We start from the raw sequence: 18,786 nt of genomic DNA on the forward strand, positions 1-18,786 counted from the left end.
CCGACTCCGAATGCTCCTCATCACCGGAGGCCTCGACGCCTCACCCCACACTCAACTCTGAAGAGCCTAAAAACGTCAGAAAGGCAGGGGTTTTTTAGCCAGAGAACTTTGAAGTTGTGGAGTTCGTTCCGCAAGTTTTATAAGGAGTATCAAGGCTCGGCTTCGCCTCGCTACGCCCGGTCGCTCCGCTCCCCGCTGCGCGCGCTCCTTCGTCGCGTGCTCACGGTGCACTCTCCTCCTCGGGCGACACGAAGAAGGGAGCCGAGGACCCTTCCTTAGGTGCCCCGACTCCCTGCTCTTTAAGTGTCTGCTTTAGACACATTCCGAGATTTCGCAGTACTGCACTGTTTCAGTTGCCTCGCTCAGTACTGACTCATCTACGGCGCTAGTTGTCCAGTAGTACTCCGCCTTCAGTCCGCGTCCGTCGAAGTTGGGCTCGCCAGCCTCCGTGAGTGGCACTGCTTGTGGCACCGAGTCGATCCATACACCCTCGGGATGCTCAGCACTGGCGACTGTCGCAAACTCGGCATCAGTTTCGGACGGCTCCGAGTAGCCAGTCTTCGTCTCTGCATCCGCGTTGAAGCAGAAAGTCTCGCCCTGTTCGACCACTCGAAGCGGCGAGAACTCGTCAGTTGTGTCGTCGTAAGTATAGAGGCGAATTTCTGATTCATTCTCTCCGACCTGTGGAGCCGTGACAGGTCCAACCGTCAGCGCATACGGTGTCGGGTTCTCGCCTGACACAGACGCGGACGCATCGACTTTCACTACCGTGGTGGGGCAGTTCTCAGCCATCCACTGATCCGATGAAACCTCGCTACTCTGCTCCGAATCCTCCACGGGGGCGTCATTCCCTTCTTCACCTCCCCCAGAGCATGCGGAGAGCAGCACGAGTGTGGCGGATGCTGCGAGGACGGCGAGGGGACGGAGGATGGGACGGCGCATGAGCAAGGCTCCTGGTCGGCAACACTGACACTAACTACTTCAGGCTAGCCTGCACTGCCTGGCTTGGTCTATTCTGGTCAGTTCTGACTAGGCAGATCACGCTGGACTAGTGAAGGACAGACCCGCTCCCGCCGATGATTCAACCGCCCAGTTCAACGCTCAGTTTGGGGCTCGTGTGAAGCGTCTGCGGGAGGCGCACGTCCCCTACCTCAGCCAGGAGGCGGCGGCGCACCGTGCGGGGGTGGCAGTCTCTACGTGGTCGCGCGTCGAGAGAGGTCTACAGTCCGTCCACCCTCAGCGGCTCCCCGGAATCGCGCGTAGTCTAGGCGTAGGCATCGCAAACCTATTCGAAGAGGGGGACGAGGATGAGTGGCGAGATTCCTGACTACCCAAAGCATCGAGCCTGGATCGAGCGAGAGAAGGCAAAGATGAGCGAGGCGGGTCTCCTGAAATGGGAACAGGTCCCCGACAGCCCTAGTACGCGATCTGAACGCGATCTGACTGAAAACGCCCAAAGCCAGAGCGATCAAACGGAAGGATCGTAACGCTTTTCAAGACTGTCGCCACGACATCGCGCTTTTCTCGCATGGTAAGCGTGTCCCACAGACCGAGGATGCTCTCACCGCTCCCCATCCATTCAGGAACGCGTCTCTCGGACCGTTCATGCGCTTCGGTTTTGCGAGCGATAGCCGTCTCGACCTCTGTTGCGCCAACCTCGAACATGGAGCGGGAGAGTACACCGCTATCGAGCAGTGCCTTCAACTCGTCGAGGCGCGTGTTTTCAGCGTTGAGGTCCAAGCGACCAATCATTTCGGGATCAGGCGACCAGTCACGAAGGCGAAGTAGAACCATTTTCTCAACTAGCAAGTCAATTTCTTTTGAGATTGAATTGTTGCACGACCTGCACCGATATTTCCGGGGTCCTGCGCTTCCCATTTTCTTTGGCGTAGCACAATTGCCGCAGGTCAGTGCCCCGGAGCAGAGGTAAGCAGGCTCTTCGCGGTTCATGGTGAATGACCCTGCTGTAGCGGGTATTCACGCTACGGTTCTCGCGGCGCTGGTCAGCAGGATACGCATCCGGTAGTTCTCGGCGTTGCGGAAGCCGCGGCCAGTGCGTTTGATGTTCTTGATGCCGGTATTCGCGGCCTCGACTCGAGCGGTGGTCGCGCCGGTGACGATGAGGACCTCGATCGCGTCCCACCAGGTCACGACGGTGTCGTAGAGCTTGGTCGCCTCGGGCATATTCGCGATCTGCACGAAGTAGCCCATCCGCATCCGTTCCTCCCAGGCCTGAGCCAGGGTGTCGGTCGCCAATAGGCGGCGGAGCTGCTCCTTGATGCCCCAGGCGGCGGAGAGCTCGTCGGTGGGGTCATCGGTGCGGAACACCGTCTCCAACCGCTCCCAGGCCCGTGGAGTGAGGGTGTCAGCGCCGCGTAGCAACAGCATTCGGTGGGCCCAGGCCGGGTCGTCCTTGCGGCCCCGACGACCGTGGTGAGCGCGGGCGAGGCGTTGACGGACGGTGGTGACCATGTCGTTTCCGAGCTTGACGAGGTGGAACTTGTCGGCCGAGACCGCAGCGCGGGGCAGGTAGGTCCGCAGTGCTTTGCGGAACGCGGCCGAGGGATCGATGGCGACGATCTCGATCCGCTCCCGCCAGAAGCTCGGAGCGCTGGGCGAGCCAGTCGCCGACGGCGGTGGAGTCCCGGCCGTCGACGATACCGAGGACCTGCCCGGTGGAGAGGTCGACCAGGGTCGTCATCCAGGGCTCGAACCGTCTCCAGGCACCGTCGTCGGTGCGGAACCAGCGCACCGACCGGTAGCGGTGCTCATCGATGCCCAGGCGCGTCACTGACACGTCCTCGGCGGTGGGGAGGACCACGGCGGCAGCCGCCAGCGCGGCCTGGACCAGCCACCACGAGACGCCATGGGTCCGGGCGACTTCCGAGGCTGCCCGGCCAGAGGTGATCACCGCGGAGACGATCTGGTTTCGCAGCCGGGTCGTTGAGCGCGCGCGGTGCGGGACCTGGTCGGTGGCTTCCCAGAACGTGCGCCGGGCGCAGGCCCGCTCGAGGCAGAACCAGCGTCGCTTGGCCCACACCACCGCCATCGCCCCGGCCACGGGGACGTCCCGGACGTGCTGGGACCGGCGGGAGTGGACCTTGGTCGCGAGCACTCCGCACGACGGACATCCGGGCGGGACGGTCGAGGCGATCACCACTCGACGGCCTCCGTCGGGCAGGTCGATCGCGTCGATGACGTGGTGGTCGGGCAGGTTGAAGATCGTGCTCGCAGCATCTCGCTGCGAACCAGTATTCTCGTGCACAGGCTCGTGGTCCTCTGGAATGTGGATGTCTAGACAACACCCATCACAGCAGGACCACGGGCCGTTCTACGCCAGCGACGCGACGCTCTCCTTCACCAACAACCGCGAAGAGCCCTCCCCGGCCTTCATGATTGAGAGAACAGCGATGGTGATCAGAGTCCGATGCGGTCCAGCCATCCAGTCAGTACGGCCGTGGCGTCGCGCTTCGCCGGGGATGCCTCCAGCGCTTCGATCGCGTCGGCAAGCTGGCGAAGTCCAGCGAAGCGCCACATCGGAGCTACTCGCTGCTGCTCAGCGAAAGCCGTATCGAGGCCGTATCGCTGAACGATTCTGGGTACGAGCCCCTTGCGACCCCAACCACCCAAGACATCCCGATGAGCATCCGGGCCGATGATGAGACGTGGTACGCCTTCAAGGTCTGCCGTTGTCCAGCAGTCTGCCGAATAGCAGATAATCTGGTTCGAGTAGCCCAGCACGGGCGAGTGGAGATGACAGTAGCCACGAGCTCCGTTCACCCAGGCGTGGCCCTTGACCTCGATGATGAGTAGGACCCGCTGGATGTTGCCGCGCTCAGCGATGATGATGTCGGGGCTGCGGTAGTCGCCCTTACGGCGATTGCCGGAGGCCCTCAGCCATTCGTGCCCGACCCACACCTCGACCTCGGTCGGCCGGATGTTGACCTTCCCCAGGACGAGGAGTGCGCTCGCAAGCGCGTCGCCGAAGCTACCTGCGAAGAACGTCAGGGCGCGGGTGACGTCGGCTTCGAGAAGCCGGCCGTCTCGGTGGCGGTCCAACGCCTTGTCGCTGCAGAAGGTCGTCTCCGTTGGCCAGGCAGGTTCGCGGTAGAAGTGAGATGCGTGCGGATTGAGCATGGTGGCAGGTCCAATCGGGAGTCGGGAAACCCTTGTCCTCGTTGAAAGTAGCCCGAGCCGTAGCGAAAACCGCGGGCAGAGCTTGCCGGAGCGCTGACCAGCCAGTTCTCACTGAATGTCGTCGGCTGGAGTGTTTTACTGACTTGATGCTCGCGGCACGCAGAGTCCGCCGGGGTGGACTATCAACGAGCCTGGGTGCCAGACGTGACGGGAGAGCCTGTGGCGACGCCGTCGGGTGTCGAGAGGTCGTCCTGCAATCGGTCGGCAGATGGGACTGCCTTCATCTGGATAGGTTCCACACTGCTGACGACTGCAAGGTGTCTCACTACTGTGTCTCGTAAGGTTCCTGCTGGAGGGGTCGAGTTCCAGGACGTGGAGGGCAACATGGACATCGGATACGCGCGAGTCAGCAGCGAGAAGCAGGACCTCGTCCGCCAGGTCGACGAACTGACCCTCGCCGGCTGTGATCGCATCGTCGAGGAGAAGGCATCTGGCAAGCACGGAGCCAAGCGCCCGCGGTGGGACGAGCTCATCGACGAGGACAGTGGGCAGCTGCGCAACGGTGATCGGCTCACCGTCGTCGAGCTCTCGCGGCTCGGTCGATCGACTACTCAGCTGACGGCGTTGCTGCGCGACCTCACGGAGCGCGGCATCGGGCTGCGGATCCTGAACCTCGGCATCGACACCTCGACGCCAGCCGGCGAGCTGATCTTCACCATCATCGCCGCCGTGGCGCAGATGGAACGGGACCTCATCGCTGAGCGCACCAAGTCGGCTCTGGACGCCAAGCGTCGACGGAACGAGCGCGTCGGCGGCCGCAAGCCGATCTACACACCGGAGCAGGTCGCTCGTGCCATGCACATGCTCGACACCTCGGACATGACCGGCCAGGAGATCGCCGGGGCCGTTGGTATGAGCCGGTCGAGGATGTACGCGCTCGTCGCCAGGGCTCGTGCCCAGCAGGCGGAAGCTGCCGTCTGATACTCGACGACTCCAGATCAAGTGAAGACCCCGACTGCATTCGCAGCCGGGGTCTTCTGTGGTCACGCATCCTTATGGGATCGTCTCGATGACCAGAGCGACCACCGTGGCCCGAGGGCGAGGACGGTGCTCACCACGATCGCTGTGCCGAGCACTCGCTCTCCACGCGAAACCTTCGTCGTCTTCTCCATGACTGACCTCCCGGGTCACAGCAGGAACGTCACCGCCATCTCGCCAGCCCCCTTGCACATGCCCACGTACTGGTTCAGCACGGCCTCGCTGCCAGCAGAGGCGATCTCGTCGCTCCCGGCGTCCTTCGGCACGACGATCCGCTCGGTGATCTCGAGGGCGTCGGTCCGACTGGTGCTGCTCTCCTGCGGGTTCGGGCCCTGCCACGTCACCGTGTAGAACTCGCCCTCATCGTTCGTCTCGTAGTCGGTGAGCGTCCCGTACACGTCGTGCTGGGCCTGGCCCGTGCAGTTGTACTCGACGAAGTGCACTTCATCCCCGGCCTCGTTCAGCACCCAGCTCTCCAGTCGAGGACTGAAGGCCTGCACGGCCCGCAGGTAGAGCGTCCCCTCGTCTGGGGTGAGCTTCAGCGGCGGAAGCTTGGACTCAGTTTCCTGGTCGCTGCCGCCATCCGAGGGCTCGGTCTCCTGGTCACCGCCGTCGGACGCTTCAGGGGCTGCAGTCTCCTCGACCTCGGTCGGCTCATCCGACGGCTCGGTCGTGACTGGGGCAGTAGTGCCCTGCGCCGTGGGTTCCTGATTCTTCGGTCCGTCCTCGATGACGACGCTGCATCCGCTCAACACGATCAGTGCGGTCGCTGCCATGGCCGGCAGGGCCAGCATCTTCTTCTTCATGATCACTTCGCCTCCTTCTTGGCCTTCATCGCACGGATCAGGCCCGCGAACAGGGTGGGGAAGCAGATCACGCTGGCAACGATCGCGCCGGCTGCCAGAGCGATCCAGATGTTCGTGAAGATCCCGAGCGCGGTCTGGATGGCCATGCGCAGCAGGACGAACAGGATGCCGTAGCCGATAGAAAGCATGGTCAGCCGGAGGATCGAGCTGCGGTCGAGGATCGCCTGGAACATGCCGACGATGGACCGCAGGGCGTTCTTGCCCTCTTCGATGCGTGCGTCGTCGCTCTTGGCGTCTGGCAGGACGATGAACCCGTTGCGGAGCATCAGCTGGATCTGCATCGACAGGATCGCTGCGGTGCCCGTGGCTGCCAGCTCGAGCATCCCGAACTGCGCGAGACCCCAGGCCAGCGAGATGAGACTGCCGATGGCGAGGAACGTCGCGACCACACGCCAGGTGTGGGAGTTCGCGTCGAGGCCGCTGCTGTTATGGACGTGGACGTGGGTGTCGGACTGCCCGGCTCCGGGGTCCATGTGCTGGTCGGTGGTGCTCATGATTTCTTCTCCTTCGAATGTCTGTTTTTGTGCTGCCTGAGGTGCGGTTCTAGCTCTCGAATACCGGCTCCTCGTCCTCCAGGCCTGCGTCCTCGTCCGCGAACACCACGTCTTCTTCCTTGTTGGCTGGGGGTGTCGCCGCCTCCTGGCTCATCGTGCTGAGCGCGATCTTCTTCGGAGCTGCGTCCGGCTTCTCCCCAGGAGCGGGGGAGTCCTTCTTGTCCGTCGTGCCCACCCGCGAGGCGAGACGGACCTTGTCTTTCTCGGCGACCTTGAGGTATTCGCCGTTCTTGTCCTTCTCCGGCTTCGGCGCGGCACCCTTGGGCACCGCTGCCCAGCCGTTGGCGTGGACCAGCCAGCCGGTGAGGAGGAGCCCCGCCGTTGTTTGCACGCACAGGTAGGTCGGCACGAAGACCGGCAGGTAGACGTGCACGGCCACGGGCCACGGGACGAACCAGAGTCCAGGGCCGACGCCGCTGAGATGCCAGAGCGCCGCGCCCGCGATCCCGACGGCAACGCCGGCAACGAACCACGGCCAGTCCAGGAGCCGGCCGATCGTGGGTGCCTTCTTCCAGCGCAGGTAGTACAGCCCTGCGCCGATGGCGACGGCAGGCCAAGCGACCAGCCACGCGATCGCGAACAACAGCGGCACGAAGATCAGCCGTGCGAGCTGCTCTCCTGCGCCATCACTGGTCGTGAGCCATCGACGGAACAGAGGTGGCGTGACGTCCTCGTGCAGCGACGTCTCGGAGATGCCGGTCCCGCCACGGCTGAGGCGACGAGCCCTGCGTCCCAGCAGCTCTGCGCGTCGACGCGAGCTCCGGCCGGGCTGTGAGCGACCCATGAGCCACGCTGCGCGCTCCTTCTCCCAGCGCGAGACGACGCCGCTCACGGCTGATCACCTCCCGCGCAGGGCACGAGCTCTTCGATGCTCTGGGCCGGGAGGCACTGCTCGAACTGATCAACGGCCATGCCGCTGCCGAACGCGCCGCCGACGACGAAGCCGAACAACCAGACCCCGCCGAAAACGACGAGGAACGCGATGATCTTGAACCCGATCTTGCCCACGGGGGCCACCTACTTATCAGTGAGTGAGGTGTCCGGGCATAGGGGAGCGCCGGACACCAGTGGATGGTGTCTATCGAGCGCTACGTGAGGGCTCCGGCGTACTACTAATCATGCCGTACCTCTTGAAAGAAATCAAGAGGTACGGCATGATTGACCCATGAGGATCGAAATTCCAGAACGGGACGCCGCGGTCTTGTCGCGGCTGGCTGCGGTAGCCCAGCTGTCTCGCGCGCGATGGGTGCGCGCAGCGATCCGTGCCGCAGATCGAGACCAAGGCCTTGCCCAGCAGATACAGGATGCAGCGCCGCCGTCAGAGCACGGAGGCCCACGTCCTGGAGCAGGCAGGCCACACCTGCGCATTGAAGAGGAGCACGACAGTCATGAAAAGTTTGCTGAACAGGACCCGGGGGATTAGCGATCCCGTGCAGGTTGCCACCAGCGCCGAGACGCCCATTAAACCCAAGGTCAAGCCGTTGGATATGCCCTACGCGGGGCTCCTGCGTGAAGACCAGGACCCGCTCGACTACGGCATCAATGCCGGCAAGAAGGCTGGTGAGGTCGCATTGAGCGGCTGGCACATGCTGCTCTGTGGCCTGACCGGATCCGGAAAGGGTCGAGCTGTCATCATGCCCGGCATTCTCATGTGGGGCGACCAGCCGGTGGTCGCCATGTCGGCCAAGGGCGACCTGGTCGAGGGGACCATCAAGAAGCGCGCCCAGCGAGGCCCTGTCTACTTGCTCGACCTCTCCGAAGAGGTTAAGGAGTCAGAGCTGCAGGGCGTCGATGTCACCCGGGTGGTGAGCGATCCGTGCAGGCTCGTCAACACCGACGACGAGGCCATGGCGATGAGTGATCTGCTCCAGGCCACGTCCAAGGTCGGCTCCGCGTCGGGCGGAGGTGGAGGCAACTCGGACCCCACGTGGGAGAACCTCGCAGCCCGTCCGCTGGCGGCGCTTCTTCGTGCAGGCGGTGCGCTGCCTCATCCGAAGACCGGCGAGATCCTCGACGGTGGAGGTATCAGCTGGGTGCTGGAGGCACTGGACCACATGCCGAAGAAGAAGGAAGACGGTGGCGCAGATGACCCGACCCAGAAGGACCTCGTCACGCCGAACTGGTCCAACGCCTACCGGCGTGCTCAGGGACTGCTGAACTCCCGTCACGCGAGTGCGTTTCACGCGGTGATGACCATGTCCGATAAGCAGCGGGACTCCGTGGCGATCAACATGCGCAACGCGCTGAAGGCCTGGTCGCTGGACACTGTGGCCGGCGACGGCACTGCAGCGCCCTTCCATCCGTCGATGCTGGAGATTCCAGGGGCGACCTTGTACATCGTCAGCCCGATGGATGGCAGTGCCGCCTCGGCGGCCTGTGCGGTGATCGAGCAGTCGATCCAGTGGTGGCGGCGCAACATCGGTCGCGACCTGCCCACCCTGGGCCTTTTTCTCGATGAGCTGGCCCAATGCGCCCCATTGCCGAATTTGCCCGCCTACGTTTCGATTCTCCGCGGGTACAACGTGCGCCTGCTCGCGGCGCTTCAGAACACCGAGCAGCTCAAGCGGGCCTACTCGGACTCGTGGGAGGAGATGCTCACGACATTCCCCAGCGTGCTGATCCTGCCGGGCACCCCGGAGAAGCAGCTGTTGGAGCAGGCGGCGTGGTTCGCCGGCGAGGACGAGCGCATCACCAGCTCCACTCAGGACGGCTCTGTCACCAGGTCCACGGAGCGTACTGAGCGCTTCACCTCTTCCGAGTTGATCCCGCGCAGGAAGGGGACCGCCCGGCTTCTCGTTGGTGGGCAGGCCGGACCGCTGGTCGACGTCCCCGACATCGACGCGACGGACCTGCTGGACTGACTCCAGCGCTGACCAAGAGAGGGCGTGGACCATATGGTCCACGCCCTCTCCTCATGCCGGCTCACCGGCCCGATCCGTTCACTGGCTCAGTTCGTCGCTCTGCTCCTGGTCCTGACTGCGATCACGCTCGCGGTCCTCACGCAGCTGAGCATCAGCGACCCCGAGGCGCTTCTCCGCCTCGGTCTGAGGCTGCTCCTGTTCCTGCTTCTCAACCTGCCCGTGCTGCTGATCCTGCTGCTGGTCCTCCTCCTCCTGCTGTTCCTGCTGCTGATCGTCGGCCTGCTCGGCCTGCTGCGCCTGGTCCTGCTGTTGAGCAACCTCCTCCTGACGCTGAGCCTCCTGCCGCTCCTGCTGCTCCTGCTGCTCCTGCTGCTCCTGCTGCCGCTGGATCTCGGCCTGGCGCTGCGCCTCGGCCTGTTCCTGCCGCTGCAGCTCCTCCTGCGCGGTCCTGAAGTCCTCGGACCCCTGGGAGTCCTCTGCCGCGTTGTCCGCGTTCAGGCTGAGGTCGCGCTCACCCTTACGGCGACGCTGCAGCTCCATCTGAGCCGTCTTGAACTCCTCGGACTGCAGGGAGTCCTCGCCGTAACGGTGGGTCACGGCTTCCGTGTTCTGCTCCGCCAGCAGCCGCCGCATCTCGTTGGCCTGCTTCCGATCGATCTGTACCTGTGCCATCACTGGTCTCCTTCATCGTGTGTCTGTCGTCTTCGCCGCCGCAGCGCCCGTGCCTGATGGCGCAGGTCCCGCGCCTGCGTCCGGTTGTTCTCCGCCCGCTCCATCACGTTCCAGTAGGCAGAACCCGCGGGGTTCATCTCGTACAGGGCCAGAGCCTCGCTCTCGGTGGCCCGTGCATCCAGCGCATCGGCCCGATCCTCGAGCAGTTGGGCCTTACTCGTCGTATTCATCGTCTTCACCTCCACTCAGTCCTGTTCCATGCCGTGGTCCTGCTCGTGGCTGCGATCTGCAGCCCGGTCCTGCTGGAGATGCTCGTCGCTCTCCTGCAGGCGCTTCTCGGCCCCGGTGGGCTCGATCTCGGCTGCCCTTGCAGCAGCCCGGGTCTTCATGTGTTCAGTCCGCTCGTGCTCGCGCGAGTCGTAGACGCCCGCTTCGCGGTCCTGCTTCACGCGGTCGATGTAGCCGGCCTCGAAGCGGAGATCCTGGTGAGCGTTTCGAAGTCCAGCGGCGGTGCCGCGCACATCGAACGGATCGCGCTGCGCAGCCTCTTCGAGCTTGGCGACCTTGTCCTGGAGCACCTTCTTGCGCTCCATTGACTTGTTCGCCTCCTCGGTCATCTCCAGGCGCTGCGTGAGACGCTCGTGCAGCTGCGGATCCATGTGCGGCTCCGCGCGATCAAGCACCTTTCGGCCGACGCCGATGCTGGTGATCTGGCGCTCGAACTCGATGCGCTCCTGCGGGGTCGACGGCAGAGCGCCGTGCCACTGCTCCTCGGCCTCGGCGAGCCCTTCGAGACGTGTCTGCATAGCCGGTGCCTTCGACTGAGCATCACGCAGGCCGGAACGGTACGGCTGGGCCGCCGGCTCGACCTCAACGGCAGCGACGTCTTCGCGGGCGACGACGTCGGCCTGCTCCTCCTGCTTGTCCTCCTTCGCGATGTCTTCCCGCTCGTCCTGGGCCTCCGTGGCGGGCTGAGCGACCCCAAGGGCAGGTTCCTGCGCCGCCTCGTGCTGCGTGACCTCCGGAGCCTCCTGCTTGCTCCGGTAGGCATCCAGGAAGGAGGTGTCGATCTCCACGTCGACACCTTTGGCGGCGTCAAGGGCCTGCTGGAATGAGGGCTTCTGGTCCTCGGTCGCGAGGGCCTCGCCGGCGACCGCGAGCTCGTCAACTGCCTCCTCAGTTGCAGGCTCCTCAGCCACGGCTCCTTCCTGCACGGGCTCCTCGGCAGCCTCGTGTGCTGCCTCCCGCGAGGCAGCGTCGCGACCCTCCTCCTGAGCCGTCGCCGGACGATCCAGGGACCACCACTTGGTGGCGAGGAAGTTCGCCTCGTCCCACGAGAGGCCATGCTGGCGCTGCATCGCCTCGAGATCATCTGAGCGCATGCCTTCAGTACCTGAAAGGTGCGCGTCGCGCACGACCACCTTCTCGTCGACCGTCTCCACCAGCTCGTCTTCCGAGAGGGCAGCGAACTGCTCCGGCGGGTTGTTGAGCACGTCCCGGCGCTCCTGCTCGTCCTTGGCCCGCTCGGCGTCGAGAGCCTCGCGACGCTGCTTCGCCTCCTCGGACAACTTCGCGCTGTTCGAGTCGATCCGAGCCTTCGTCTCTTCGATCTTGGCCGCCTGGCGTGCCTTGGCCTCCGCAAGGTGACTCTGAGCCTCCTGCGCCGGAGTCACGCGGTGCTGTTCGGCCGCCGCAGCTCGCACCCGGTCCACCACAGCGTCACGGGTGAACTCCGCGCCCAGATCATCAGCCTTCACGCGATGGGGCTCCCCATCGGCACCCTGGAACCCGTAGATGAGCTCGCCCTCGGTGTCCCACGTCATCTCGATCGAGTCCTGAGGATCAGCATCGAGCTGGGACTGGAAGCGAGCCAGCACAGCGTCCTTGTCCGCAGGCTCCGAGCCCTGCTCCTGCAGGTCCGTTGCCGCCTCCCGGCGAGCTGCTCGCACCCGCTCGACCATGCCGGTTGGCCCGACCTGCTCCAGCGCCGCCGTGCGCCGTGCCTCGAGGCTGGCCAGGATCGCCTCGCGGCCACCCTCCTGGGAGTGCAGGCGCTTGCCTCCGGCGCGTGCGGTACGAGTGACTCCGTCTTCGTCGGTGAAGGTGTAGGAGTAGGTCTGCAACTTCCCGCGCTCGTTGAGCTCGACGGAGCCGTCCTCGGAGATCAGGTGCTTGAAGTCCTCCTCGTCGACAGCGCTCTCCCGCGCGGTGGAGATTCGCTCCTTGAGGTTCTTCAGCCACTGGTTCCGGGTCCTGGTGGACCGCACGAGCTCGTTGTTGTCGTACGCGTGCTCACCGATCAGACCATTGAACTTCTTGCCACTCAGGCCCTCACGGTCCTTCATGAGCTCACCGAGGCGGCTGTTCTCGTAGCCGATCGATTCCATGAACTGCTCGTCGGCGAGCACCTCGTTAGTGGCAGCCCTGATCCGGAAGACGTTCGACATCCGCGAGCTGAAAGGGTTGCCTGCTACCACCTGCTCGGTGACCTGCTGTCCCTTGACCATGTGGGTCATCTCGGCGTTCTCGTGAGCGATGTTGGAGACCACGATGTGCGCGTGTGCCAGGCCGGTGCGACCGTCGATCTGGGTTCCGACGACCGCCTGCCGACCCGGGTACTTCCGTTTGGCAGTCTCCATCGCAAGCAGATGGAACTGGTATACCTGCTCCTCGTCTTGAGGGTCGATCTCCTCGCGGGAGGCGCTCATCACCTCGGAGTAGGCCTCGACCTTCAGTCGATGCTGGGCGTCGAACTCCTCACGGGTGTCCTCGAAGTCCGCGATGGCCATCTGGGTGGTTCGCACCGAGCAGCCGATGCCAGAGGCGAACTCGCAGCGGTTCTTCTCAGAGCCGTCGCCCTGCAGGACGTAGGTGATGATCCTCGCCGCATTTGTCGAGCTCTGGATGCCGTTGTACATCGACGCATCACCACTCCGGCCGATCCATGACCGAACGCAGATCTACGGCGACCCGGTCCAGCTCGGTATGCATCGCACGGAGGGCGGAGCTTGCCTGCTCAAGCTCGGCAAGCGCGGCAGCACCCACAGCCTCGGGCTCATCGGCCCAGTGCCGCTTCAGCTGCTCCAGCAGGTTCCGGCCGACCCGGTTCATCGACACGCTGAGCTCGTCCATCGTCTCCTGGGCGGCGCGCACCTCGTGGCGGACCTCGCCCGGAACGATGACGCGAGGCTTTAGAGCGCCAGCGTGGCCCTTGCTGATGAACTGCAGGAGCGCGATCTCGATGAGTTCAGAGCGCTTCATCTCGCGACGAGCAGCAGCCTCATCGATGAGCGTCAGGATCTCGCCGTCAACGCGTGCGCTGATCGGACGAGTGGAGGACCGCTTCGGCTTCGCCGATGCGGCGACAGGAGCATCGACCCCGACTGTGTCGGTGCCATCAACGACCTGAGAGTCAACAGAACTCCGGTCCGGCTCCTTCGTCGCCATGGTGTCCCCCTTCCCGGATCTACCTCAACATCGCGCATTCGGTGCTGCGCCCCATGGAGTAATAATACCATGCGCGATAAGAACGACGAGTAGTGATTGTGTATACACCGGCTCCGCCGGCCCGCTTCGCGGACAATCACCCCTCGCTCAGGCCTCACGCCCCCTCCGCTTCGCTGCGGTGGCTCCGGGCCGAGACCCTGGAAGAGATGACCCCTCACGCAAGCGTTCGGACCATAGGGGCCAGACCTCTCGCATCCGCTCAGGACATCCACCACCACCGACGTGACGCTGCTGCTTCCCGAGCGGGGCGGAGGGCAGCAGCGACGGTGGCGGGAGCGGAGCGGACGACGCCGACTCATGCTCAGCACCCGAAGCATGAAGAACCCCGGTCACCGTGTGGTGACCGGGGTTCCATCGACCGCTTCAGCGGCCGACATCAGGCGCTGCGCTGGAACGCGAACGTCTCCGACTCGGCGGCATCGTCCGCAGCCTCGTCACCCTCCGAGTCAGTAGCAGAGAGGTCGTCAGCCACGTCGTGACCACGAGCCTCCTTCGCCACCTTGCTGCGCTCGGCCCGCTCCTGCTCCAGCTGCCGCACAGCATCGGCCCGGACCTCTTCGTAGATGTCCTCGTGCTCCGTCTTGAGGACCTCGACGAGCTTGGTGATCACGCGCTTCTCCTCGTCGGCGGCCCGCTTCTTCAGACGGGCGATCTTCTTGGCGTAGGCCTCCTGCGCCTTCTGCATCTCCAGATCGATGGTGTTCAGCATGTTCTGGGTCATGTGGATCAGTCCTTTCAAGTCATGCTCTGATTCGTTGGTTGGTCGTTCGTACGATGTGCTGGTCAATCGATGAGGGGCTGGCTCACCCCGCCTTCGTCGGTGGCACCCGGAGCGGAGCGGCGGGGGCTCCGGGTCTGGCTGCAGCGGAGCGGAAGCCGGATCGTCACTCCAGGTCCTCCAGACGGAGCGCGAGCTCTTCGGGGTCCATGTCCCCGTCCTTCACGAACTGACCGTCGATGACCCAGCCCGCAGACGCGGGGACGTCCGAGGCATTCGCCGCAGGAGCACCAGACATAGGCTCCGGGAGCGCCGGGACCTTCACCTCCCGGGGTCGACGCTGGACAGTGGCGTGCTTGCAGCGAGGTCCGCGGTAGACGCAGAGCGCACCAGCGAGCAACTCCGTGACCATGCCGTCCACGTCGACCTCGAGGGGTACGACCTCGCCGTTGCACTGGACACCCCAGCCGACCAAGGGCTCCGAGCACTCTTCGCCCTCGTCGGTGTCCCACTCGGCGAACCAACCAGTGCTCGGGGTCACCGAGACGATGCCCGTGCACCCGCTCTGGGTCATGCGGTCCGGGTGCTTCTTGCAGGTCTTGAGCGTGGTGTTCATGGTCGTACTCCTTCGTTGTGCTTGCTGATGCTGTCGGTGGCTGCCCTGGCGGGCAGCCACCTCCGTCCTTCACGGCCGGGTCGCTCGATCAGGCGGGCGGCGGATCGGGTCCGGCTTCGCGGTCGGGCTCGTTGCAGGTCTCCTCGAGGTCTCCACGAAGGCCGGTGACGGTCTCCTGCGGACCCGATGCGGGGCTCTTGGAGGGCTGGCCCTTTCGAGGGCTGGTCATGGTCTCCGCCTGGTGCCCTCGCGGGCTTCCTGAGGTCGTCTCCCGGTGACCCGGACGGCTCTTCTTGGTCTCCGTCAGGGCTGGCGCTTCCAAGGTCTCGGCGAGGTCCTCGACGCGGCGCTTGAGCGTCCTCCTCGGGTCCGCACGAGGTCCCTTGCCGGTGCCGTTGCAGTCCTGCTGGCGCATGTCGCACCCCCTCTCGATGGTTCGATTCCTCAGGCAGCGGACGCGTCGGCGGTAGTCGGCGAGGACGTGGTCGCCTTCTGCTCGGCAGCCTCGATCCGGAAACGAATGAGCTTGTGCTGCATCGACTCCTGGTCGGTCCCAACACGGCCCTCACGGGCCTCCAGTGCCTCGAGTTCCTTGCGGAGACCGGGCAGGTCGTCCAGGCGGGCCTCCTGCGCCGCCGCCGGAACGCTCTGACACACTTCCTGAGCGGCGGCTGCGGCCTCTGCGGTCTGTCGCCGCCGCGCCTCGTGGACGGCCTTATCCGCAGCAGACGACCCACCTGCACTACCGGCAGCGACCCAGGCCTCGTACACGTCACGACGCATGAAGCCGCGCTCCTGACGCGGGGCGGACTTCGCCAGGGCGCACTCCGACGGGAAGGGCTCGCTGGACGCCCACTGCCACTTCTTGACGGACTCGACGTAGTGGAACTCGTCAAGGACCGGTTCGGGCGAGGTCAGCCACGACCGGGTGGTGAGCTTCAGGTCCGCGCCGTCAGCGGCCTGCGGCACGACCCACAGCTCCGGGTCGAGCATCGTCTTGATCTCTCGGGTGAACTTGCCGGCCTCCAGCGGAACAGAGCCCGGTCGGTTCTCCTTGAGCCAAGCGGCGTAGAGCGCACGCACCATCGGGAACGGCACGAACGGGCGCAGGAACTCGCCCTTGTACTCCTCGAAGAACGCCAGCACGGTGTTGGTCTCACGCTTGTGCTCCTGCAGAGCCTGCTTGATGACGAGAGGCTCCTCGAGCTCCCAATACTTCGGCATCTCGACGAGCACCTTGTAAGCCATGTACTCGCGCACCTCGCGGCGCAGCAGGTAGTCGTCCTTGATGGCCTTGTTCTTCTGGCCTGCGACGAAGCGCTTCTCCATCGGGACGATGGCGACGCGCCGGTCCATGGAATCGGTCTTGTCCCGGAAGTTCAGAGCGCCGTTCAGGGTCAGGATGGTGAACATGGACGGCTTGTAGGTGATCGGGGTCTTGTTCTTCCGGTCGATCGAGATCGGATCGTTGGTGATGATCGCCTTCAGATCGCTGGCGTCCTTGATGAAGTCACCCACAGGGGTCTCATCGGGCAGGTTCAGCCGCTTGCCGATGAGCTGCTCCTTGCCGAACTGGGAGCCGTACGCCTTCAGCGGCACGCTCGCGCAGTATCGAGATCCGACGATGGCGCGGATGTGCGCCAGGATGGTGCCCTTGCCGTTGGAACCAGACTCTGAGAAGAGGCTCGGCATCTTCTGCCAGTCATGCCCGGGACGGAGGGCAGCGCCGATCACCTGGTGGATGTAGAGGAGCGTCTGCGCATTGGGCACGGTCTCCTTCCACCAGTCCTCGTAGTTCCAGAGGAGCTTTCCTGCCTCGTCCCGGACCTCGGGAACGTCATGCTGCTCGTCGATCAGATCGGTGTCCGCGTGGCGAGCGAGGTAGACGTAGTCGGGGGAGAAGGCGATGCGCTCGTCGGTGCGGTAGTTGTAGATGCAGTTGCGCATCACGACCAGGTCGGTGTTCTGGTTCTCAGTGACCTTCGGGGCAAAGCCGCGAAGCGCACGCTCCAGCTCCTTGAACCACCGCTCGTTGTGGTTGAAGTTGTACTCACGCGCCATTCCCTCCAGCAGACCGAGGTCGGCGCGACGGTAGAGCCCCGTGAAATCGCCGGTGGACTGGTAGATGCAGAGGACACCAAGTCCGTCGTCCGCGTCAGTACCGCCGGGGGTCACCTCGGCCACGTTGTGGAGGCGGTTGATGACCAGGGCAACCTGGACAGCTGCCAGCTCCCTGAGAGTGGGCAGCTTCTCGGAGGCGACCTTGGTCTTGGCGTTCTCCCGCTTGGAGACGCCGTTGACGATGGCCAGCAGGTGCTTCTCGATCATCTGCGGGGGAGGCGCATCTTCGGGGGTCATGCGCGAGAGATACGCCGTGGTGGCGTACTTCAGGATCGCGTTCTGAGGCGCGATGTCGTCATGCCCGGCGAAGTGGTCGAGCGTGTCGGTCAGGGCAGAGACCAGGGAGGTCGTCTGCGAAGGGTTGGTGGTGGCGTCGACGGCGTTGCCGTGGGCGCGGATATCTGGGACAATAGACATAGGAAGGTCCTTCTTCTGATGCCTGGTCACATGAGCTGCGAACTCGACCAGGCTTGTTGCTTCGAAAAGCCCCACTTCGGTGGGGCTTTTCGCATGTCAGGGAGTCGCGAGGAGAGCGCCGAGCTCGCGCTTGCGGTCGTCGCTCAGGCGAGGCCACGTGGCGACCATGCGGGCGGCCAGTGCGGCTAGGTCATCGAGATCCTCAGCCAGCGGGGATGCTGCGGACGGCTTGCCGGCAACGTCGTTGACGGGCTGGACCAGGCGTCGCAGATCGGACTCATAAACCATGTAGCGATTGCCCACCTTGACGGCGGGGATCTCGTCCCGGTGAATCCGCTTGGTGAGGGTGATGCGGTCGCCATAACCCGCGTCCTGAAGCTGGCGAAGGGTGTACAGGCGATCAAGAGTGGATGCGGTCATCAGCTGGCCTCTTCGAAACAGAGTGCAGTCGCAGCTTGCGACTGGATCGTCTCGACTACTCACGCGATGCGCGGTCGAGCTCCGCCAGCACCGGGGATCTATGCCCGGGCGTCCCGTCAGCACCAGAGGTGCCGCCGTGCCTCAAGACTACCAGATTCGACTGTGATTACAACAGGACAGACTGTTATACTGTGATCTAATCAGAATGTTGGGCCGGAGAGCGCTCGTCTATGAGGAGAGTCGGTATGCCAGAGACGCCGAAAGCGATGTTCGCCAGACGGCTGCGCGAGGAGCGGAAGGCGGCTGGGCTGACGCAGGTCGGGGTCGGGGAGCTGATCTCCCGGCGGCTCGGCGTGACGATCGACGGGACAGCGGTCACTCGGATCGAGAGAGGTGAGCGCTCGGTCAAGCTCGAGGAGGCAGTCGCCGCGGCGCAGGCTCTAGGCGTTCCGCTCGCTGCGCTGGTGAGCGACGAGGCTCCCGAGGTCGCACGCCTCAGCGAGTTGAAGGCAGCGCTGAGGCAGCAGGAGGGACGAGCTGCCACGGCTCACGCGGAGATTCTGCAGGCACAAGCGGCGATGGTGCATATCGAGCAGGAGATCGAGCAGCTTGAAGCTGCAGGCGGCAGCTGAGCGCTCCTGCGCACGTGGGGCAGCCCGGCCTTCGGCCGGTCGCCGTCCACTGCCGTCCTTCGGCCGGGTTGGTCAGGGAAGCAGGAGGCGCAGGGCAGTTGAGGCAGCGTTGCGAGTGAGGCAGCGCCTGGTTCACCCCCTGCCTCAGGCGTTATGCCTGGTCAGGCAGGTAAAAGGTGAAAAGTGAGGCATGAGGCAGTACCAAACGGATTCTCTATAGATAAGCA

Annotated in this window: 20 protein-coding genes and 1 pseudogene; 4 read left to right on the forward strand and 17 right to left on the reverse strand. The window is 64.5% G+C overall.

What is annotated here, in order from left to right:
• Positions 1–312 precede the first annotated feature (312 nt).
• A complete protein-coding gene (locus ABD893_RS09240; protein ID WP_345078758.1) occupies positions 313–942 on the reverse strand; it encodes a hypothetical protein in 630 nt (209 codons plus the stop codon).
• 109 nt (positions 943–1,051) lie between these two features.
• Here ABD893_RS09240 and ABD893_RS17080 point away from each other — a divergent pair, with 109 nt between their 5' ends.
• The gene (locus ABD893_RS17080) at positions 1,052–1,327 is read left to right on the forward strand and encodes a helix-turn-helix domain-containing protein (RefSeq protein ID WP_425548362.1); all 276 of its coding nucleotides are present in this window, start codon (positions 1,052–1,054) and stop codon (positions 1,325–1,327) included.
• An 89-nt stretch (positions 1,328–1,416) separates the two neighbouring features.
• Here ABD893_RS17080 and ABD893_RS09245 read toward each other — a convergent pair whose 3' ends face one another.
• From ABD893_RS09245 to ABD893_RS09260, 3 genes and pseudogenes are all read right to left on the reverse strand, one after another.
• Positions 1,417–1,950 carry a hypothetical protein gene (locus tag ABD893_RS09245; RefSeq protein ID WP_345078761.1) on the reverse strand — a complete coding sequence of 178 codons (534 nt, stop codon included), beginning with the start codon at positions 1,948–1,950 and terminating at the stop codon, positions 1,417–1,419.
• Between the two features lie 27 nt (positions 1,951–1,977).
• A pseudogene (locus tag ABD893_RS17085) lies at positions 1,978–3,265 on the reverse strand (ISL3 family transposase).
• Between the two features lie 152 nt (positions 3,266–3,417).
• Positions 3,418–4,137 (reverse strand): hypothetical protein, encoded by a 720-nt coding sequence (locus tag ABD893_RS09260; RefSeq protein ID WP_345078764.1) that lies wholly within the window; start codon positions 4,135–4,137, stop codon positions 3,418–3,420.
• Positions 4,138–4,467: 330 nt separating this feature from the next.
• Between ABD893_RS09260 and ABD893_RS09265 the strand changes: the two genes are divergently transcribed.
• A complete protein-coding gene (locus ABD893_RS09265) occupies positions 4,468–5,118 on the forward strand; it encodes a recombinase family protein (RefSeq protein ID WP_345078766.1) in 651 nt (216 codons plus the stop codon).
• Between the two features lie 206 nt (positions 5,119–5,324).
• On the opposite strand, the gene ABD893_RS09270 is transcribed toward ABD893_RS09265, so the two are convergent.
• The 4 genes from ABD893_RS09270 to ABD893_RS09285 are packed head-to-tail and all read right to left on the reverse strand — an operon-like array spanning position 5,325 to position 7,603.
• Complete coding sequence (locus ABD893_RS09270) at positions 5,325–5,981, reverse strand: hypothetical protein (RefSeq protein ID WP_345078768.1); 657 nt, start codon at positions 5,979–5,981, stop codon at positions 5,325–5,327.
• 2 nt (positions 5,982–5,983) lie between these two features.
• Positions 5,984–6,535, reverse strand: coding sequence for a hypothetical protein (locus ABD893_RS09275; RefSeq protein ID WP_345078770.1), 552 nt, complete (start codon positions 6,533–6,535; stop codon positions 5,984–5,986).
• Positions 6,536–6,584: 49 nt separating this feature from the next.
• Positions 6,585–7,427, reverse strand: coding sequence for a hypothetical protein (locus ABD893_RS09280; protein WP_345078772.1), 843 nt, complete (start codon positions 7,425–7,427; stop codon positions 6,585–6,587).
• The gene (locus ABD893_RS09285; protein WP_345078775.1) at positions 7,424–7,603 is read right to left on the reverse strand and encodes a hypothetical protein; all 180 of its coding nucleotides are present in this window, start codon (positions 7,601–7,603) and stop codon (positions 7,424–7,426) included. The genes ABD893_RS09280 and ABD893_RS09285 overlap by 4 nt, the downstream gene beginning before the upstream one ends.
• A 254-nt stretch (positions 7,604–7,857) precedes the next feature.
• On the opposite strand from ABD893_RS09285, the gene ABD893_RS09290 reads away from it, so the two are divergent.
• Positions 7,858–9,456 carry a type IV secretory system conjugative DNA transfer family protein gene (locus ABD893_RS09290; RefSeq protein ID WP_345078778.1) on the forward strand — a complete coding sequence of 533 codons (1,599 nt, stop codon included), beginning with the start codon at positions 7,858–7,860 and terminating at the stop codon, positions 9,454–9,456.
• 78 nt (positions 9,457–9,534) lie between these two features.
• Here ABD893_RS09290 and ABD893_RS09295 read toward each other — a convergent pair whose 3' ends face one another.
• From ABD893_RS09295 to ABD893_RS09335, 9 genes are all read right to left on the reverse strand, one after another.
• Positions 9,535–10,128: a hypothetical protein gene (locus ABD893_RS09295; protein WP_345078780.1), complete on the reverse strand. Its 594-nt coding sequence runs from the start codon at positions 10,126–10,128 to the stop codon at positions 9,535–9,537.
• The gene (locus ABD893_RS09300) at positions 10,128–10,358 is read right to left on the reverse strand and encodes a hypothetical protein (protein ID WP_345078783.1); all 231 of its coding nucleotides are present in this window, start codon (positions 10,356–10,358) and stop codon (positions 10,128–10,130) included. Before ABD893_RS09300 ends, ABD893_RS09295 begins: the two co-directional genes overlap by 1 nt.
• 15 nt (positions 10,359–10,373) lie before the next feature.
• Positions 10,374–13,046 carry a relaxase/mobilization nuclease domain-containing protein gene (locus ABD893_RS09305; RefSeq protein ID WP_345078786.1) on the reverse strand — a complete coding sequence of 891 codons (2,673 nt, stop codon included), beginning with the start codon at positions 13,044–13,046 and terminating at the stop codon, positions 10,374–10,376.
• Positions 13,047–13,053: 7 nt separating this feature from the next.
• Complete coding sequence (locus ABD893_RS09310; protein WP_345078789.1) at positions 13,054–13,575, reverse strand: ribbon-helix-helix protein, CopG family; 522 nt, start codon at positions 13,573–13,575, stop codon at positions 13,054–13,056.
• A 436-nt stretch (positions 13,576–14,011) separates the two neighbouring features.
• A complete protein-coding gene (locus ABD893_RS09315; protein WP_345078792.1) occupies positions 14,012–14,356 on the reverse strand; it encodes a hypothetical protein in 345 nt (114 codons plus the stop codon).
• A 163-nt stretch (positions 14,357–14,519) separates the two neighbouring features.
• Entirely contained in the window at positions 14,520–14,969 is a 450-nt protein-coding gene (locus tag ABD893_RS09320; RefSeq protein ID WP_345078795.1) for a hypothetical protein, read from the reverse strand.
• A gap of 88 nt (positions 14,970–15,057) precedes the next feature.
• Entirely contained in the window at positions 15,058–15,384 is a 327-nt protein-coding gene (locus ABD893_RS09325; RefSeq protein WP_345078798.1) for a hypothetical protein, read from the reverse strand.
• 29 nt (positions 15,385–15,413) lie between these two features.
• Positions 15,414–17,507, reverse strand: a complete 2,094-nt coding sequence (locus ABD893_RS09330) for a phage/plasmid primase, P4 family (RefSeq protein ID WP_345078801.1) — start codon at positions 17,505–17,507, stop codon at positions 15,414–15,416.
• A 96-nt stretch (positions 17,508–17,603) separates the two neighbouring features.
• Positions 17,604–17,927, reverse strand: a complete 324-nt coding sequence (locus ABD893_RS09335) for a hypothetical protein (protein WP_345078804.1) — start codon at positions 17,925–17,927, stop codon at positions 17,604–17,606.
• Positions 17,928–18,172: 245 nt separating this feature from the next.
• On the opposite strand from ABD893_RS09335, the gene ABD893_RS09340 reads away from it, so the two are divergent.
• On the forward strand, positions 18,173–18,559 hold the full coding sequence (locus ABD893_RS09340; protein WP_345078807.1) for a helix-turn-helix domain-containing protein: 387 nt from the start codon (positions 18,173–18,175) through the stop codon (positions 18,557–18,559).
• The last annotated feature ends 227 nt before the right edge of the window (positions 18,560–18,786 follow it).

Source organism: Brachybacterium paraconglomeratum (assembly GCF_039541415.1).
Lineage (GTDB): Bacteria > Actinomycetota > Actinomycetes > Actinomycetales > Dermabacteraceae > Brachybacterium > Brachybacterium paraconglomeratum_A.

Excerpts from the sequence above, each read along its gene's own strand:
- ABD893_RS09305 (WP_345078786.1), bottom strand. The coding sequence starts at position 13,046 with ATGTACAACGGCATCCAGAGCTCGACAAATGCGGCGAGGATCATCACC.
- ABD893_RS09300 (WP_345078783.1), bottom strand. The coding sequence starts at position 10,358 with ATGAATACGACGAGTAAGGCCCAACTGCTCGAGGATCGGGCCGATGCG.
- ABD893_RS09240 (WP_345078758.1), bottom strand. The coding sequence starts at position 942 with ATGCGCCGTCCCATCCTCCGTCCCCTCGCCGTCCTCGCAGCATCCGCC.
- ABD893_RS09275 (WP_345078770.1), bottom strand. The coding sequence starts at position 6,535 with ATGAGCACCACCGACCAGCACATGGACCCCGGAGCCGGGCAGTCCGAC.
- ABD893_RS09315 (WP_345078792.1), bottom strand. The coding sequence starts at position 14,356 with ATGACCCAGAACATGCTGAACACCATCGATCTGGAGATGCAGAAGGCG.
- ABD893_RS09310 (WP_345078789.1), bottom strand. The coding sequence starts at position 13,575 with ATGGCGACGAAGGAGCCGGACCGGAGTTCTGTTGACTCTCAGGTCGTT.
- ABD893_RS09325 (WP_345078798.1), bottom strand. The coding sequence starts at position 15,384 with ATGCGCCAGCAGGACTGCAACGGCACCGGCAAGGGACCTCGTGCGGAC.
- ABD893_RS09270 (WP_345078768.1), bottom strand. The coding sequence starts at position 5,981 with ATGAAGAAGAAGATGCTGGCCCTGCCGGCCATGGCAGCGACCGCACTG.
- ABD893_RS09340 (WP_345078807.1), top strand. The coding sequence starts at position 18,173 with ATGCCAGAGACGCCGAAAGCGATGTTCGCCAGACGGCTGCGCGAGGAG.
- ABD893_RS09245 (WP_345078761.1), bottom strand. The coding sequence starts at position 1,950 with ATGAACCGCGAAGAGCCTGCTTACCTCTGCTCCGGGGCACTGACCTGC.
- ABD893_RS09295 (WP_345078780.1), bottom strand. The coding sequence starts at position 10,128 with ATGGCACAGGTACAGATCGATCGGAAGCAGGCCAACGAGATGCGGCGG.
- ABD893_RS09320 (WP_345078795.1), bottom strand. The coding sequence starts at position 14,969 with ATGAACACCACGCTCAAGACCTGCAAGAAGCACCCGGACCGCATGACC.
- ABD893_RS09330 (WP_345078801.1), bottom strand. The coding sequence starts at position 17,507 with ATGTCTATTGTCCCAGATATCCGCGCCCACGGCAACGCCGTCGACGCC.
- ABD893_RS09260 (WP_345078764.1), bottom strand. The coding sequence starts at position 4,137 with ATGCTCAATCCGCACGCATCTCACTTCTACCGCGAACCTGCCTGGCCA.
- ABD893_RS09335 (WP_345078804.1), bottom strand. The coding sequence starts at position 17,927 with ATGACCGCATCCACTCTTGATCGCCTGTACACCCTTCGCCAGCTTCAG.